This window comes from uncultured Meiothermus sp. (genome assembly GCF_937863175.1).
Lineage (GTDB): Bacteria > Deinococcota > Deinococci > Deinococcales > Thermaceae > Meiothermus.
This window is the reverse complement of the sequence record NZ_CALMCQ010000448.1, coordinates 1-14310: the sequence shown is the minus strand read 5'-3', so window position 1 is coordinate 14310 and position 14310 is coordinate 1. Positions and strand designations below refer to the sequence as shown.

The window sequence follows — 14310 nt, the reverse complement described above, 5'->3', positions numbered from 1 at the left end:
GGTGGGCTTCTACCCCTCGCAGCCCGGCCTGGATTGGATTTACCAGCCCCAGCGGGCCTCGTTAGCCGATCCCCCCTTTCGACTCTCGATCATCGGCCCCACCAGTTTCGCGGGTCAGCCTGCGATCCGCTTCCGCTTTAGCGGGAGGGGCCAGGAGCGCAACTTCTTCCGTCAGGTGGGGCCAACCGGGGTGCGGTTGCTGGGTTTTGAAGAAGTTATCAGCAATTCCACCGTTCGGTTCAACCCGCCCCTACAGGAATACCCTGCCGAAAACACCCTGGTGCTGGGTGCGCGCTGGGGTGGGGTTAGCCGGCTGGAAAGCCAGATAGTTGTCAACAACCAGGTCACCCAAACTGCCGCAATCAGCCTCGAGTACACTTATCAGGTGGTTGGCAAGACCAACGTTACGGTGGGGGCTGGAGCCTTCGAAGCCTGGCGCATCACTCTGCAAATCAAACCCGCCCAGGGAGATGTGGAGAATTTCGAAATCTGGTTTGTACCGGGCGTGGGCGAAGTGCGAACTCGAGAGGGGTTGCTGCTGGTTGACCGCAACTTCCGGTAATTGCGGAGGTAGACCACGAAAAGATTTCGGTTTGTTCTCTGGGGTACAGCACAAAACCCCCAAACCCCTAAAGTTGGGGGCAAGGTGTGTGTAGTAGCCGCGTTATCGCCCAGTTGTTTTGGGAGGCGTATGTGATTGTGCAAAAGGTCAACCAGCCACAAGACCTCAAAACCCTCTCGCAAGAAGAGTTGCTGCAACTGGCCGAAGAGTTGCGCAGCGAGATTATCCGGGTGTGCGCCCAAAATGGCGGTCATCTGGCTTCCTCGCTGGGGGCCGTCGAATTTATTGTGGCCCTGCACAGGGTATTTGATTCGCCGCAGGATCGCCTGCTTTTTGATGTGGGCCACCAGGCTTACGCCCACAAAATCCTCACCGGGCGCAAGGAGGTAATGCACACCATCCGTCAGGAAGGGGGCATCAGTGGCTTTACCAAGGTCTCGGAGAACGAGCACGATGCCATTACGGTGGGCCATGCCTCCACTTCGCTGGCCAATGCACTCGGCATGGCGATTGCCCGCGACACGCTGGGGGAAAACCATCACGTGGTGGGCATCATCGGCGACGGCGCCCTTACCGGCGGGATGGCCCTGGCGGCGCTCAACGTTATCGGTGAACGCAAACCCAGGCTACTGATGATCTTGAACGACAACGAGATGTCCATCTCGGAAAACGTGGGGGCCCTGAACCGCTATTTCAAAGAATACCAGACCAAGAAATGGGTGCAGGACACCCAGAAGTGGGGCAAGCAGGTTCTGGAGGGTATCTCCCCCAGGCTCTTTAACCTGGTAGACCGGGCCAAGGAAGCCGCCAAGCTGATGCTGCACCAGGAGAACCCTTTTTATGCCTGGGGCATCCGCTATGTGGGGCCGGTGGACGGGCACGATTTGCTGGGTCTGATCCATGTGTTGGAGCAGATCAAGGAACTCGACGGCCCCACCATGCTACACATCGTCACCCAGAAGGGAAAGGGCTACGGGGTAGCCGAGGAAGACCCCATCTACTGGCACGGCCCGCCGGGTTTCAATGTGGAAAACCCCGAGAAGATAAGCAAGGGCTACTCCTGGTCTGCGGCCTTTGGCGATGCCGTGACCGAGCTGGCCTTCCAGGAACCCAGACTTTTTGTGATTACCCCGGCCATGCGCGAGGGCTCGGGACTGGTGAAGTATTCCCAGACCCACCCCGAACGCTACCTCGACACCGGCATCTGCGAGGATGTGGCCGCCACCGCAGCCGCAGGCATGGGCTTGCGCGGCCTGAAGCCGGTGCTGGCAATCTACTCCACCTTCTTGCAGCGAGCCTTCGACCAGATTGTCCACGACATCGCGATCGAAAAGGTGCCGGTGGTGTTTGCGGTGGATCGGGCCGGCATTGTGGGAGGCGATGGGGCTACCCACAACGGGGTTTTTGATATTGCCTATCTGCGCACCATCCCCAACGTGCAGATCGCGGCCCCCAGGGATGCCCTGGAGCTGCGGGCCATGCTCAAGAAGGCCCTCACGCTGAATGCCCCCATCGCCATCCGTTACGCTCGAGACAACGTGGAAAAAGCCCCCGAAGGAGCCTGGCCCGAGATCGAGTGGGGTCGGTGGGAGGTGCTCAAGGAAGGCAGCAAAGCCTACATCCTGGCCTTTGGCAAGACCCTCAAGTATGCACTGGAGGCCGCCAGCGACAGCCCGGAAGTGGGGATCATCAACGCCCGTTTTATCAAGCCGGTGGATAAGGGGATGCTCGAGGTGCTGGCCCTCGAGGGCTATAAGCTGGTTGCTACCGAAGACCACCAGAAGATGGGCGGCTTCGGTAGCGCGGTATTGGAAGCCCTCCACGAAATGGGCTTGAAGCCCGACATCCGCGTATTGGGCCTGCCCGACGTATTTTACGACCACGGCTCCATTCCCCGTATGCACCGCGAGGCCGGCATTGACGCCGAAGCCATCCAGGCTGCACTGATCGAGATGGCGGTTGGGGTAAAGACCGCCACCCGCCGAATGGGAACCCTCTAATAAATGATGGCGCTGGATTTGCTACCCTGAGGTTGGTTGGGGAGTAGCTGATCGCAGACGCGAGCGTCCAGACCGTCAGTACAGGGTTAAAACCCCTCGGTCGGGACAGGTTCAATAGAACCTTCGGCGAGACCACCACGGCAACTGCCCGTGGTGGTTTTTGTCGTACAGCAATGGGAGACGAAGATACACGATGAAGAGAATACTGTTTAAACTCATAGCACTGGTGGTTGGCAAATTTCTGGCGAGGCGTTTTGGCTATCGTGGTGGCTATGGCACACCCTACAACGATGCTGGCTACGACCCCTATTACCGGGGCTACCGCCCCTACCAGGGGGGATTCTTCAAACCCTACAAGTACAAGAAGAAAAAGAGCAGGTTCAAAAAACTGAAGGATATATTCGATTGAAGTTTTCTTCAGAGCAACTCCGCCTCAGGAAGCTACGTTGCGACCCGGAGTCTGGCCATAAACCGCGCCACTGCAAGCCCCGGTGCGGATTTTGCCAGGTATCTACTCGTTAGGAATTTGCACTGCCCACAGAGGCTCGCAATGGAGTCGCGCCGAAGCAAAGCCCAAAAATGCATCTCAGTAAGAAACCATCACCGAAATTTCTATCGTGGGCGCACTTAAACCGAAAACGCACCTCTAATGCTATGCAGAAGAAGCATTCTTGTGGATGCAAGTGGTCTGAGTACCTCGAGCCCGGCGAGGACTACCGCTGAATATCGCCCTTCTTTACCGGAAGCCCTGCGGCTTGCCAGGCCGAGATACCCCCGGCGAGATTGTAGACGTCCAGTCCTTTGCTGGCTAAAAACTCGGCGGCTTGCTGGCTGCGGCTGCCGTTCTCGCACTGGCAGAGGATGGGCTTGTCTTTGGGCAGGCTTTCCCAACGCTTGGCCAGCTCGGCCAGTGGCATCCCCTGTGATCCAGGAATTTTACTCATCTTGCGCTCGAGGGGGGTGCGCACATCAATCATCACCGCCCCGGCCCTGAGCTTTTCCTGTGCTTGTCTGGCAGTAATCCGGGGTACGCCAGGCCCCAGCCCCAAAAGATTTTTGAACCATCTCCACATACCCTCTAGTCTATTTCCTTTTGCCCAGAGCCGGGTTCCCTTGCATAATATATCCCCTGGGGGTATACTACCAGGTACTGGAGGGAGACCCACACCCTCGATCTAAAGGAGTAGACCATGTTCCTAGACGAAAAAATCCAAGATCAGGTGCGCGAAATGCTGGCTCCCGTCCATAACCCGGTGGAATTGGTGGTGTTTACTACTTCGGGTATCGAACTTCCTGGACAGGAAGTAGGGCTGCAAGATGAAGCCCTGGGCTTGCTGAAGGAAGTGGCGGCCCTGAACCCGAACTTGAGCGTGGAGCAGCGTTCTATTCACGCCGACCCCGAGGCACAGACCCTGGGCCTGAGCTACGCACCCACCATCCTGCTACGCGAGAAAGGTTCTGAGCGTAACAACATTCGGTTTTTAGGGTTGCCTGCAGGCTATGAGTTCAGCACTCTGCTAGAAACGTTGCTGATGCTGGGCACGCGGGAGTCCAGGCTCGGCGACAAATCACAGCTCGAGCTCCAACAACTCACCACACCTGTCCGGATGCAGGCTTTCGTCACCCCTACCTGCCCCTACTGCCCACAGGCAGTCCTGGCAGCCTATAAGCTGGCCTACCACAACCCCAACATCATTGCTGAGGGGGTGGAAGCCAACGAGTTTCCCGGTCTATCCCGCCGCTACAACATCTCGGGGGTGCCCGATACCATCATCAGCGGTACTTCCCAGCAGCGCGTTTTGGGCGGGCAGCCCGATCGGGTCTTTGTCGAAGCGGCCCTCAAGGCCAGCGCGGAGGTGGCGGCATGAAAACCCTTGCCAGCCTGGTGGTTTTTCTGGTGGCTACAGCGGGGTTGGCCCAGGGCTTCAAAATTGTGACGGTGGACGACCTCAACCGGGCGCTGTCCAAGCCCAAAACCTTTGTGATTGATGTGCGCACCCCACAAGAATTTGCCCAGGGGCATGTCCCCGGCGCGGTAAACTGGCCTTTGCAGCAGATCGAGGGCTGGTGGAGCAAAGTGCCCAGAGACCGGGCGGTCTATGTCAAGTGCAATACCCAGAACCGCAGCAGGGTTGCTGTGCAGTACCTGTTATCCAGAGGCCATCGGGATCTGAACCTGGTGAACGGGGGTATCCAGGCCTGGACTGCGCGTGGGTTCAGGGTCGTGCGCTAAGTGGGGAATTGCGCCCGGTACGTCGTCTCGAAAGGCTAATTGCAGATTTTTTCCGGGCGCAGCCTGGTTGGCAATTGCACCATTGGAGCAGCCATGACCGCAGAAATTGGCGATAAAACCAGAATTGTCCATCGCTTGCGCCGCCTGGAAGGGCAGGTGCGCGGTCTGCAAAAAATGGTGGAGGAGGACCGGGAGTGCAAAGATATCCTGACCCTTTTGAGTGGGGTACGCAGCGCACTGGACTCGGTGGGTGAAGAAATTCTCGAGGCTTACCTGACCCGTTGCCAGGCGGATCTGGAACAGCCCGAACCGGCCCAACTCGTCGAGATTGTACGCTTGCTCCGAAAGTAGATCTCCTGCAAAACCCGGAAAGTCGTTCTCGTTGTGCTAAATCCAGCGATACCGGATTCAAAAAGTGAGACCTATCGGTCATTCAAACCTCTGACAACCTCTACTGGTAAACCCAGCTTTGCGAACCCTATGTCTTGGGGTATTTGGACAACGTTTTTGACTGGTTCTTTGCCCATAAGAGCAACTTTATCCTAGAAATCCCGTCTGACACAGAACAAAGTGGTCAATTCTTCCACACCAATGTGCTTTAACTCAGAAAAAAAGCATCTTCAGTCGGTCAGGTTTAGTTCGACCCCGAATGGGGTATGAGACCTGCGGACGGTCAAGGAACCCTCTAAGTATCTCCAGGTTAGGAATTTGCTCTGCCCGTAGAGGCCTGGCCACAGAGCCGCGCCGACGCAAACCCCAGAAGTGCAGGCCTAAAACCATCGCTGGAATTTCTATCGTGGGGGCACATAGAAAGCAAACTATTGATAGGAACCACGATTACTTCTCGAGCAGGTCTTGCAGGATGTATGGACGCTCCAGAAGCCAGACCCCGTTGTGTAGCCCCCAGACCGGCGGCGGCCAACACCAGGAGCCCGATTTCGGGACGAGCCTCGGCCATCCCCTCGAACTTAGCACCGGCTCGAGGCGAAGCGGGTGCAAAATCCACACCATGACCTTACTTTCGACCCAAGTTTTCCTTTATTTGAGACCCGGTGCCCAAATCAAGCCGCTTTGGTTCGTTTCCAGAAGAGAGGCCAGGTTGCGCCGAGGCGGGCTCTGCTTACGATAAAGTCGGGCTATGCTTAAGGTGGTACTCTACCAGCCCGAAATCCCCCAGAACGTCGGTAATATTGCCCGCACCTGCGCGGCCACCGGGGCCGAGCTGCACCTGATTCGTCCGCTGGGCTTCCAGTGGAACAGCCCCAAGCTCAAGCGGGCTGGGCTGGACTACTGGTCTGAGCTGGATTACATTCTGCACGACTCATGGCAGGCTTTTCTGGAAACACCGCCCAGTAGCAGCCGGGTGTGGGCCTTTAGCAGCAAAGCTTCCCAGCTCTACACCCAGGTGCACTATCACCCCGGCGATTACCTGCTTTTTGGGCCAGAAAGCCGTGGTCTGCCAGCCGAGGCGCTGGAGCGTTTTCCCAGCGTGACCATTCCAATGCCCGGCAGGGGTGGGCGCTCGCTCAACCTGGCGGTGGCGGTGGGGATTGGGGTGTATGAGGTGTTGCGGCAGATGGGCTGAGGAAACTGAATACGCCGCTGTAGAGGGATACTTCTACAGTCGCATGTAGCAGGTCTACCCAGGGTCGCGCGATAAAATGAGGGTCGAAGGCTGTGGGCAGAAGAGGTCACAGGCCTCTCGCCAGCGGCTATAAAATACCTGTCATCGGCTTTGTTTGAGCTTTCGGCCTTCCGCCTTTGGCTATCAGCTATCCGTGGTTTCTCCTGTTCATTTCGCCAGCCAGGTCAGGGCGGTGCGTAATGCTTCGATGGCCTTCAAAAACTCGGGGATTTCCACATGTTCGTTGGGGGTGTGGTCGAGGGTGGAATCACCGGGCCCATAGGCCACCATAGGCACCTTCCAGTTGGGGGCCACGATGTTCATATCGGAGGTGCCGGTTTTGTACTTGAACACCGGCTCACCCCCAGCCTGACGGATGCCGACGCGCAAAGCGCGGGTAAGGGGGGTGTCCTTGGGGCCAACATAGGGCACCTCGCGCCCTGAGAAGTCCAGATCCAGAATGGGAGGGGCGTAAGCCGAAAGGTGACGGATGGCCTCCTCGACCGAGAGGCGGGGGGGCAGCCGAAGGTCGAACTTCATCTCGGCGAGCTGGCGGTTATCGGGGTGTTCGATTTTAAAGTCGCGCAGGTTGTACTGCACCTGGTTGAAAGGCCCCTGGCCCACATTCATGGCCTCGGCCCAGGCCTTGATGCTGACAAAGTAGCTGATGATCTCCTCGGCAGCGTTGGGTTCATGGTGGGCCGAGTGGAAGTTGTCTTTCTCCCGCCGCACCCGCACCAGCAGGCGGCCCTTGTAGCCCAGGGTAATGCCCTGCCAACTGGAAGGCTCGCCAATCACCACAAAATCGGGTTTGAGCTTTCCAACCACGTAGCGGGCTCCCTTAGAGCTAGGGACTTCTTCTTCGGTAGCCCCGATCACGTGCACGGTCAGCTTCTGTAACACTTCGGGTGCGAGGCCAGCAACCGCCAGCAAGAAGGTAACAAAGGGCCCCTTGGCATCCACCGAGCCACGCCCAAATAGTTTCTCACCCTCGAGCCGCACCGGAACTACCCCCGGAACCGTATCTGTGTGGCCCAGCAGCACCACCTGAAGCGGTCCTGAGCCGGTCTGACCACGGGCATTGTCGGCCTCGTCTACCCAGGCTCTGGAGTAGCCCAGCTTCTTCATTCCTTCGACCAGGTATTGTGCAACCGCACGTTCCTGCCCCGAGACCGAGGGGATCTCGAGGGCACCTTTGAGAAATTCAATGGGATCCATGCTCACGCAGCGCGTATCTCCAAACCGGCTGCCCATGGCTCGACCTCTACCGCAGTAGCGCTTTTAAGGGCGCGCTGGATAACTTCCTTGAGCTTGAAGAGCAGGTCGGGCCAATTCTGGGCCTGTGGGTGGGTAGGGAGTTGGGGTAGGGGGGTACGGAGCCGCCCCTCCTCGAACTCGATCTCCACACGGTAATGCTGCTTCATGGCCTTTAGAATAGCATTTCGTGTGTTGTGGTTTTATACCCCTTGACTTTTCCTGGAATTCCTTAGAATAAGGGCCAGTTTGGTGGCTCTGCTCGGAGCCTTCAGGTCTTTCCCTGAGCTGGTTCGAACCCCAAGCCTCAAAGAATGGAGGAAAATCATGTCTCACGTTATTGTTGAGCCCTGTGTCGGCATTAAGGACAAGTCCTGTGTCGAAGTCTGTCCGGTGGAATGCATCTACGATGGTGGAGACCAGTTCTACATCCACCCCGATGAGTGCATTGACTGTGGGGCTTGTGTTCCGGCCTGCCCGGTCTCGGCCATCTACCCCGAAGAAGATGTGCCCGAGCAGTGGTACGACTACATCGCCAAAAACCGCAAGCTGTCGGGCCTCGAGTAAATCCTCTACCGCCATAGGCTGCAGCAGGAGGCCTTTTCGTTTGCCAGCACATCCTCGAATGCCATCCTCAGGCAGACTCAACCCCGAAGAACCGCCGTGGATGGCGGATTGATCTAAGCTGCAATTTCAAGCAAGGAAGTGCAGTCCCTCAGTCCGCAGGGCTTACGGCTTGTGGTCCCCCGACCACCGTGGATGCGGCAGCCCGGCGCTTGTCGCGCCGAATCCGCCACCAGAGGTAGTAGATGGCCCCAATTCGCAGGAGCATCGAGACCGCGATGGGCAGATGGTAGGCACTGGGAAACAGGTTGAGCTGCTGGTGCAGGCTGCCCAAAGCCCCCCCCATCAGTGAACCCAGAATGCCTCCCAGGGCAAAAGACATCCAGTACCAGGCCAGATAGAGGTTGCGCTTTTCTGGCTGAGCACTTTGCAGGGCCACGTTGGTAAGCGCGGTGCCAATACCGGCCCAGGCCAGCGCATCGCCAACCGCCGAAGCCCAGATGGTTTGAAGATGGCCTGGCCCACCCGCCAGCCACAACGGAGGCAGTACCAGCGCAGCAACGCTACCGCTAAGGAGCAGTACCTGCCAGTGTCCGATGCGGTCGGCCAGACGACCCCAGAGCGGGCCCAGCACCAGCCCACCTGCGGCGGCAATTAGTGTCCAGAGGCCCACCTGGGTAAAACTCATGCGGGCGTACTCGAGGAAGAGCGGAAACACAAACGGCCCACCCACGCTCACCGCACCCATAAACAACAGCACAAAACCCAGATACCCGCGAAACTTGCGGTCGGATAGGGGCTGGATAAACTCAGCGAAGCGGGGCGGCTCATTCACCTGCCTGGGTTCAAACTGTCGCCGTAAAATTAGTGTTGCGCCGACCCCTGCCGCTACCGCAACCCCCAGCACCAGCAAAAACCCCCAGGGCCTGGCGATCGCATCAATCAGGCCGCCTGCGGCCAAATTGCCCAGAGTGCCCACCAGGCCCAGCACCCCGTTGCGCAGACCAAAGTAGCGGCCACGCTCTTTTTCGGGTACCAGATCAGCCATCCAGCTTGTCCACAAGACGCTTACCGGTGCGACAATCAGCAGCGAAAGCGCAGCAATTGCCAACAAGCCGGGAATGCGCCAGGCCTCGGGCAACAGGGGCAACAGCAGTACCAGCACAAAAAACCCGCGCCCAAAAACCGACAAAAGGACACTCAGACGCTTGCGGCTACCACGAAAAAACAGGGCCAGCGGGGCGGCCATCTGCCCCACCATCGGCAGCGCCCCCAGAATAGCCAGTGCGACCGGAGGCGCCCCCAACCACAGGGCATACCCGATCGTGACCATGCCGGTACTCCAATTGATAAACAGGATTGCCAGCATACCCTCCCAGATGGCTAATTTTTGTGATCGGCGGGGTTCACCGGGAGGCAGTACGCTCACGAATTACGATTATTGACCGGCGGGTCAGTTTTGAGAAGAGACAAAGTGTCTGGCAAGCAGGATTTTTGCTTATTTCTGGCAGTCCAGCCGCACCCGCAGGCTGGGGGTGGGGGTGGTGTAACTGGCTCCGCCAGCACGACTACGGAGGGCTGCCTCGAGGCCCCTGGGGTTAATCTCAAACAAAAACTTGACCGGCTTCTGCACGGCCTTGGGGTCGGTGCCCAGGGGGTAGTAGAACTTGAGCTGGTGGGTCACCACCCCGCCCTGGGGCAGCGAGGCAAAGGTCAGCTTCTGCACATCGTGCGGGTCTACACTCAGGGTCTGGGCATCGGCAAAAGCGAGTTGAATGCCCTGGCCCGTCCCGTCCACCCCGGTATCGGTGGGCATCAGGGTGCCTTTACTGCCGTTGCGCAGCTCTACCGTGAGGCCCCATCCGGGGATGGCGCCGGGTGTACCGGGGTCGCGGGTGATGGGTTCTAACTTGCTCACCCGAACCCGCCAGATCCCGTTGAAAAGGGTTTCTCCCATGCAACCCTCGAGCGAAGCCCGCTGGTTGGCCCCTCCCGCCGTCACGGGCGAACCCGGCAGGGCCAGGGCCAGGGTGCTGCCGGAGCGGGTTACCTTTACCCCTGCCCTTTCCAGGGCCGTGAGAGGAACGTAAATCTCACCCTTGACCGTAATGGCGGGGCTGCTAAAGGCCTGTCCATTGATGCTGAGTTTGTAAGTGATGCTGGCGGCGAGCACCAGTGCGCTGCACAGCAAAAGTATTGCAAAAAGAGGTTTCATGCTTTCTCCCTTCAAGCTCCAGCTCAATCAGTTGCCAACCTGGGCTACCAGGGCGGCATTGGTGGGAAGTTCTCCGGCAGCGTAGGACTTCACCCTGGTATAGGTGTTCCCGTTAAAAGTGGACAACTCGCCGGAGCCGTCGGCTTTGTAGAACAGCACGCCGTGCTTGGTGTTGACCACTTGCTCCCAGCCCGCCGCCAGCCTCCCGGCGAGATAGGTGCCGGTCTGGGTGGGGGTGCCGTTGGCGGCATAGGTGACCAAGGCCCCGATCCCGTCGTCGCGGTAGAACAGCACGCCGTTCGGGGTGCGCAGGATGTGGCTCCAGTTGGTGGTGTAGCCGGAGTTGGCGTAGCTAAAGCTCCACTTGCAGGCCGCGTCGTAGGTGCCATAGCCACCGGTGCCGGTGGACTTCCGGTAAAAGAAAGCTCCGTTGGCGTCGTTGGCCCGCAGAATGAAATTCCAGTCGGTGGAGTAGCCGGTCTGGGTCACGGGCTTGCTGAAGTCGTAGTTGTCGCCGTAAGTGCCGCAGAGGGTGGTGCCGGTGGAGGCCTTGTAGAACACCACCCGCTCGCCGAAACTCACCAACTGGTTCTGGCCCGCCGGCAGCTCCCCGGCGGTGTAGGCCCGCAACCTGCGGAAGTTCCCCGCCCCGTCGAAGCTGCCCAGCGCCCCCGAGCCGTCGGGGTTGTAGAACAGCTCGTAGAGGTCGTAGGGCTTGCCGGTGAGGGTGACGCCGGCGGGCAGATCGCCCGCCGCGAAGGTTTTGATCGGGGTGTAGCTTCCGCCGGCGTCCAGCGCCCCCAGACTGCCCGAGCCGTCGGACTTGTAGAACAGCACGCCGCCCGAGAGCACCGTGGGGGCGATGCTGATGTTGGCGGTGGCCGAGAGGCCGGTGCCGGAAAGCTCGGCAGTCAGGGTGGCGTTGGTCAGCACGGTGAGAGTGGGGGGCGGGGTGTAGATCACCGAGGGGCCGGTGGCCGAACTTAGGCTGCCAGGGCCGGTGAGGCTCCAGTTGACCGTGGCTGTGGAGCCGGTTACGTTGGCGTCGAAGCTGCCGCCGGGGCTGCCGGCCACGAAGGCGCGGGAGGTGGGGGTGATGCTAATCGAGAGTGGTAACGCCACCGTCACGCTCACATCTTTACTCACGCTGCCCAGGTTGTTGCTGGCGGTGAGGGTGAAGGTCTTGGTCTCGGCCACCGCCACGCTTTTGGAGCCCTTGTCGGTGGGCGTGACCGCCCCCACGCCCTGGTTGATGGTTAGGGAGCTCGCGCTGCTTGCCTCCCAGGTCAGGGTGGTGTTGCCGCCCCCAATCGGTAGCGAGGCCGGGGTGGCGGTGAAGCTGCCGATAACGGGGGGGCTGGACGGTCCGCCGGGCTGGCAGGCGGCCAGCAGGGTGAGGCAAAGCAGGGTCAACAATCGCTTCATGGTCGCCTCTCTAGCCGATGTAGGTGTAGCCGACCGTGATGGTCACGGTTCTGTTGCCGATGGGGGTGCCGGCGTCGGAGAGCACGGTTAGGCGGATGGTATAGGGCAGGGCGAAGCTCCGGCCGCCGACCAGCTTGACGGTGAGGCTGGAACCTCTGCCTACTTCTACCTCAGTGCCGCCTTGCGGCTGTGCCGTCCAGACCAGCCGCTCGCCGGGCACCGCCGCGCCGTTGGAGTAGGTGGCGTAGCCCACCAGCGGCACGTCCACCATAGCCTGGTTAACGTTGGGGCTCCAGTATGCGGCGTTGTTCTTGGGCTCTACGATCACAATCTCGCCGGGTGTGCGGGTGGGGTCAATTACGGTGACGGTGGCGGAGGTGGCGGCTTGCAGGCCATACTCGCCGGTGCCAACCAGGGTGAGGGTGCGGGTACCCGCAATGGTGGGGGTGAAAGTATAGCTGCCGCCGTCGCCCAGCCTGGCCCCGCCCTCGAACCACGATAGCCGGGCCCGGCCATCGGGCAGGGTATGTGGGTCGAAGCCCTCCCCGCGGAAGGTGAAGGGCTCGTCTTTGAGCACGGTGGTTGGGACACTGGGTACTAGGATGCGCACGGTGGGCAGAGTAGTTGGGTTGGGGGCGAGTCTGAAGGCGATGTGTTTGACATCCTGCAAGACGCCCCCCTGGCGCAGGTTGAGCTCCAGGCGGGCGGGCGTGGGGGCAGTGATGGCACCGGCCAGATCGCCCAGGTTGCCAAAGTTCAGATCAACCGAACGAAGATTGTAGGCTCCCACATTCACAGTGCGAGAGCGCTGGGCCCTCATGCTGCCGCCCAGATAGAGCCGGGCCTCGAGCTCGTAGTCCAGGGCAAGGTTGGTCACGTTGACCACGTTTAGACTTACTTCCATCACGCTGGAGCGGTAGACCATATATCTGAACTCGGTGTCCTGGACAAGGTTGTTGCCGTGGGGGAAGGTGTTGAGCTTGGTGGCTTCGTCACTATAGTAGTAGCCGTTGGGATAGGCCCCTTCCCACATCCAGCGTGAGATCACCCGACCGCTGGGGTTGCGGAAGAGCAGCGAGGGCGAGAAGGTAAAGGGGGTTCCGCCAAAATAGATGGTCTCGCCGTGGGAAAGCTCAATTGAGCCGCGCCGCTCGGCCTCCGGTCTGGGGTCGTTGAAGAAGACCATGGTCTCGAGGTCGGGCTTTTGGGGGTCGCCGCTGTCGACGCAACCCTTGCTGGGGTCTTTTTCGTCCTTGAGGGTGCAGTGAGCCTCGCGAAAGGCTTTCCAGCTAAGCGAAGGGTAGGTTCCGGCCCAGTCCATACCGGGGCGGGCGTTGGAGTCGGCGATGTATACGCCGTCGCCGGTGATGCCAGTGATCACGAAGACGTGCCAGGTTCGGTCGGAGCCTGTCCAAACCGCTTTGGGTCGAAACAGTCCAAAGAACCCGGTGGTGGCGGAGGCAACATAGGCGATGAAAGCATTACTTCCGCCGGAGGTGTTTTCGCTGGGGATCAGCTCGGCATCCCAGCGCATGTAGCGGTAGGCCGTATCGGGAACCCCGGCCGCCTTGAGGATGGGCCCGGCCGCAGACCCACTACTGGCAGCCTGTTTGATGAGGCTGGCCAGGCCATAGTTACTGGCATACCCACCGGGGAATTTGGCGTTGGCCAGCAAAGCGGCTTGAGGTCTGTGATAGTTCAGTATCATCGAAAGCGAGGTGGGGGTGCACCAGGGCAGGCCGGCCTGGTAGTAAAACGGTACCTGCAGCGGGCTAACACCCCCCTCTGTGGGCTTTGGCCTGGGAATCAGATAGCTGGTATAGAGCCCTTTACGGGTTACAGCATACGAAACCTTGTTGGGCAGGGTTTGCGTGGCAGTGATGGAACTGACCCCTGCGGGTTTGGCGGCGTGTACCCAGAGCTGGGGCTCGCCTGGCGCGGGGTCGGCGAGGGTTTCCACGATCACCAGGCTGCCCTCTTTACCCTGGGCATCGGTGGGCAGTTCCAGGGTAGCGGCCTGGTTGAGGCTGGCCCCGCCTAGGTCGAGGTTGACCGCTGGCCCGGCAGGTTGCATGGGATTTTCTGCGGGTTCGCTGGGTTTGGCCCGAACTTCCAGCGTGACACTGGCATTCTGGCTCAAAGCCCCAGCCGGAATGGTCAACCTGGCCCCCCCGACTTCTATGGTGCCGCCAGTGGCTGCATTAATTGGAACCGAATTGCTTCCCCCCGGAGGGTTCCCGCCCCCACAAGCTGTGAGCAGTCCAAGCCAAAAAACCACCGAACACCTAAACCATTGATTCATTGCCGACCTCCTGTGATGCTGTGTTCATTGCCGATCTTCTGTAGCGTTCTGAGTTCTTTTAATCCAAAGCCCAATCCGCACCCGCCACAAAAACGCCCAACGGGCCAGGTGGCGGCGGCCTGGGTGTAAGC

General features: G+C 59.7%; 15 protein-coding genes. 8 read left to right on the top strand and 7 right to left on the bottom strand.

The genetic code is table 11. The features are described 5' to 3' along the window. The 3 genes from Q0288_RS16895 to Q0288_RS16885 all read left to right on the top strand — a co-directional run. Window positions 1-562 (top strand): hypothetical protein (locus tag Q0288_RS16895; RefSeq protein ID WP_299433161.1); only part of this gene is annotated, 562 nt, incomplete at its 5' end. Between the two features lie 131 nt (window positions 563-693). After that, window positions 694-2562: a 1-deoxy-D-xylulose-5-phosphate synthase gene (gene dxs, locus Q0288_RS16890; RefSeq protein WP_299433164.1), complete on the top strand. Its 1869-nt coding sequence runs from the start codon at window positions 694-696 to the stop codon at window positions 2560-2562. A 193-nt stretch (window positions 2563-2755) separates the two neighbouring features. Beyond that, the gene (locus tag Q0288_RS16885; protein ID WP_299433158.1) at window positions 2756-2971 is read left to right on the top strand and encodes a hypothetical protein; all 216 of its coding nucleotides are present in this window, start codon (window positions 2756-2758) and stop codon (window positions 2969-2971) included. A gap of 304 nt (window positions 2972-3275) precedes the next feature. Here Q0288_RS16885 and Q0288_RS16880 read toward each other — a convergent pair whose 3' ends face one another. Beyond that, window positions 3276-3635, bottom strand: a complete 360-nt coding sequence (locus Q0288_RS16880) for a rhodanese-like domain-containing protein (RefSeq protein WP_299433155.1) — start codon at window positions 3633-3635, stop codon at window positions 3276-3278. A gap of 117 nt (window positions 3636-3752) precedes the next feature. On the opposite strand from Q0288_RS16880, the gene Q0288_RS16875 reads away from it, so the two are divergent. The 4 genes from Q0288_RS16875 (at window position 3753) to Q0288_RS16860 (ending at window position 6380) form a co-directional block, all read left to right on the top strand. After that, complete coding sequence (locus tag Q0288_RS16875) at window positions 3753-4430, top strand: thioredoxin family protein (RefSeq protein WP_299433152.1); 678 nt, start codon at window positions 3753-3755, stop codon at window positions 4428-4430. Continuing rightward, on the top strand, window positions 4427-4795 hold the full coding sequence (locus Q0288_RS16870) for a rhodanese-like domain-containing protein (protein ID WP_299433148.1): 369 nt from the start codon (window positions 4427-4429) through the stop codon (window positions 4793-4795). Before Q0288_RS16875 ends, Q0288_RS16870 begins: the two co-directional genes overlap by 4 nt. Window positions 4796-4888: 93 nt before the next feature. Beyond that, window positions 4889-5146 carry a metal-sensitive transcriptional regulator gene (locus Q0288_RS16865; RefSeq protein ID WP_299433145.1) on the top strand — a complete coding sequence of 86 codons (258 nt, stop codon included), beginning with the start codon at window positions 4889-4891 and terminating at the stop codon, window positions 5144-5146. 787 nt (window positions 5147-5933) lie between these two features. Next, a complete protein-coding gene (locus Q0288_RS16860) occupies window positions 5934-6380 on the top strand; it encodes a tRNA (cytidine(34)-2'-O)-methyltransferase (protein ID WP_299433142.1) in 447 nt (148 codons plus the stop codon). 207 nt (window positions 6381-6587) lie between these two features. On the opposite strand, the gene Q0288_RS16855 is transcribed toward Q0288_RS16860, so the two are convergent. Continuing rightward, complete coding sequence (locus Q0288_RS16855; RefSeq protein WP_299433139.1) at window positions 6588-7637, bottom strand: [LysW]-lysine hydrolase; 1050 nt, start codon at window positions 7635-7637, stop codon at window positions 6588-6590. A gap of 2 nt (window positions 7638-7639) precedes the next feature. Then, window positions 7640-7843 (bottom strand): hypothetical protein, encoded by a 204-nt coding sequence (locus Q0288_RS16850; protein WP_299433136.1) that lies wholly within the window; start codon window positions 7841-7843, stop codon window positions 7640-7642. A gap of 157 nt (window positions 7844-8000) precedes the next feature. Here Q0288_RS16850 and Q0288_RS16845 point away from each other — a divergent pair, with 157 nt between their 5' ends. Further along, window positions 8001-8240 (top strand): ferredoxin, encoded by a 240-nt coding sequence (locus Q0288_RS16845; RefSeq protein ID WP_299433133.1) that lies wholly within the window; start codon window positions 8001-8003, stop codon window positions 8238-8240. A 148-nt stretch (window positions 8241-8388) separates the two neighbouring features. Here the strand turns inward: Q0288_RS16845 and Q0288_RS16840 are convergent, their stop codons facing one another. From Q0288_RS16840 to Q0288_RS16825, 4 genes are all read right to left on the bottom strand, one after another. Then, window positions 8389-9606 carry an MFS transporter gene (locus Q0288_RS16840; RefSeq protein WP_299433130.1) on the bottom strand — a complete coding sequence of 406 codons (1218 nt, stop codon included), beginning with the start codon at window positions 9604-9606 and terminating at the stop codon, window positions 8389-8391. A 129-nt stretch (window positions 9607-9735) separates the two neighbouring features. Beyond that, complete coding sequence (locus Q0288_RS16835; RefSeq protein WP_299433128.1) at window positions 9736-10452, bottom strand: hypothetical protein; 717 nt, start codon at window positions 10450-10452, stop codon at window positions 9736-9738. A 27-nt stretch (window positions 10453-10479) separates the two neighbouring features. Then, window positions 10480-11877, bottom strand: a complete 1398-nt coding sequence (locus Q0288_RS16830; RefSeq protein WP_299433125.1) for a hypothetical protein — start codon at window positions 11875-11877, stop codon at window positions 10480-10482. Between the two features lie 10 nt (window positions 11878-11887). Beyond that, window positions 11888-14038: a hypothetical protein gene (locus tag Q0288_RS16825; RefSeq protein ID WP_299433123.1), complete on the bottom strand. Its 2151-nt coding sequence runs from the start codon at window positions 14036-14038 to the stop codon at window positions 11888-11890. Window positions 14039-14310 lie beyond the last annotated feature (272 nt).

Bases quoted from the DNA above. Each gene is read 5' to 3' on its own strand.
- Q0288_RS16885 (WP_299433158.1), top strand. From the start codon at position 2,756: ATGAAGAGAATACTGTTTAAACTCATAGCACTGGTGGTTGGCAAATTT.
- Q0288_RS16880 (WP_299433155.1), bottom strand. From the start codon at position 3,635: ATGTGGAGATGGTTCAAAAATCTTTTGGGGCTGGGGCCTGGCGTACCC.
- Q0288_RS16875 (WP_299433152.1), top strand. From the start codon at position 3,753: ATGTTCCTAGACGAAAAAATCCAAGATCAGGTGCGCGAAATGCTGGCT.
- Q0288_RS16870 (WP_299433148.1), top strand. From the start codon at position 4,427: ATGAAAACCCTTGCCAGCCTGGTGGTTTTTCTGGTGGCTACAGCGGGG.
- Q0288_RS16865 (WP_299433145.1), top strand. From the start codon at position 4,889: ATGACCGCAGAAATTGGCGATAAAACCAGAATTGTCCATCGCTTGCGC.
- Q0288_RS16860 (WP_299433142.1), top strand. From the start codon at position 5,934: ATGCTTAAGGTGGTACTCTACCAGCCCGAAATCCCCCAGAACGTCGGT.
- Q0288_RS16855 (WP_299433139.1), bottom strand. From the start codon at position 7,637: ATGGATCCCATTGAATTTCTCAAAGGTGCCCTCGAGATCCCCTCGGTC.
- Q0288_RS16850 (WP_299433136.1), bottom strand. From the start codon at position 7,843: ATGAAGCAGCATTACCGTGTGGAGATCGAGTTCGAGGAGGGGCGGCTC.
- Q0288_RS16845 (WP_299433133.1), top strand. From the start codon at position 8,001: ATGTCTCACGTTATTGTTGAGCCCTGTGTCGGCATTAAGGACAAGTCC.
- Q0288_RS16840 (WP_299433130.1), bottom strand. From the start codon at position 9,606: ATGCTGGCAATCCTGTTTATCAATTGGAGTACCGGCATGGTCACGATC.
- Q0288_RS16835 (WP_299433128.1), bottom strand. From the start codon at position 10,452: ATGAAACCTCTTTTTGCAATACTTTTGCTGTGCAGCGCACTGGTGCTC.
- Q0288_RS16830 (WP_299433125.1), bottom strand. From the start codon at position 11,877: ATGAAGCGATTGTTGACCCTGCTTTGCCTCACCCTGCTGGCCGCCTGC.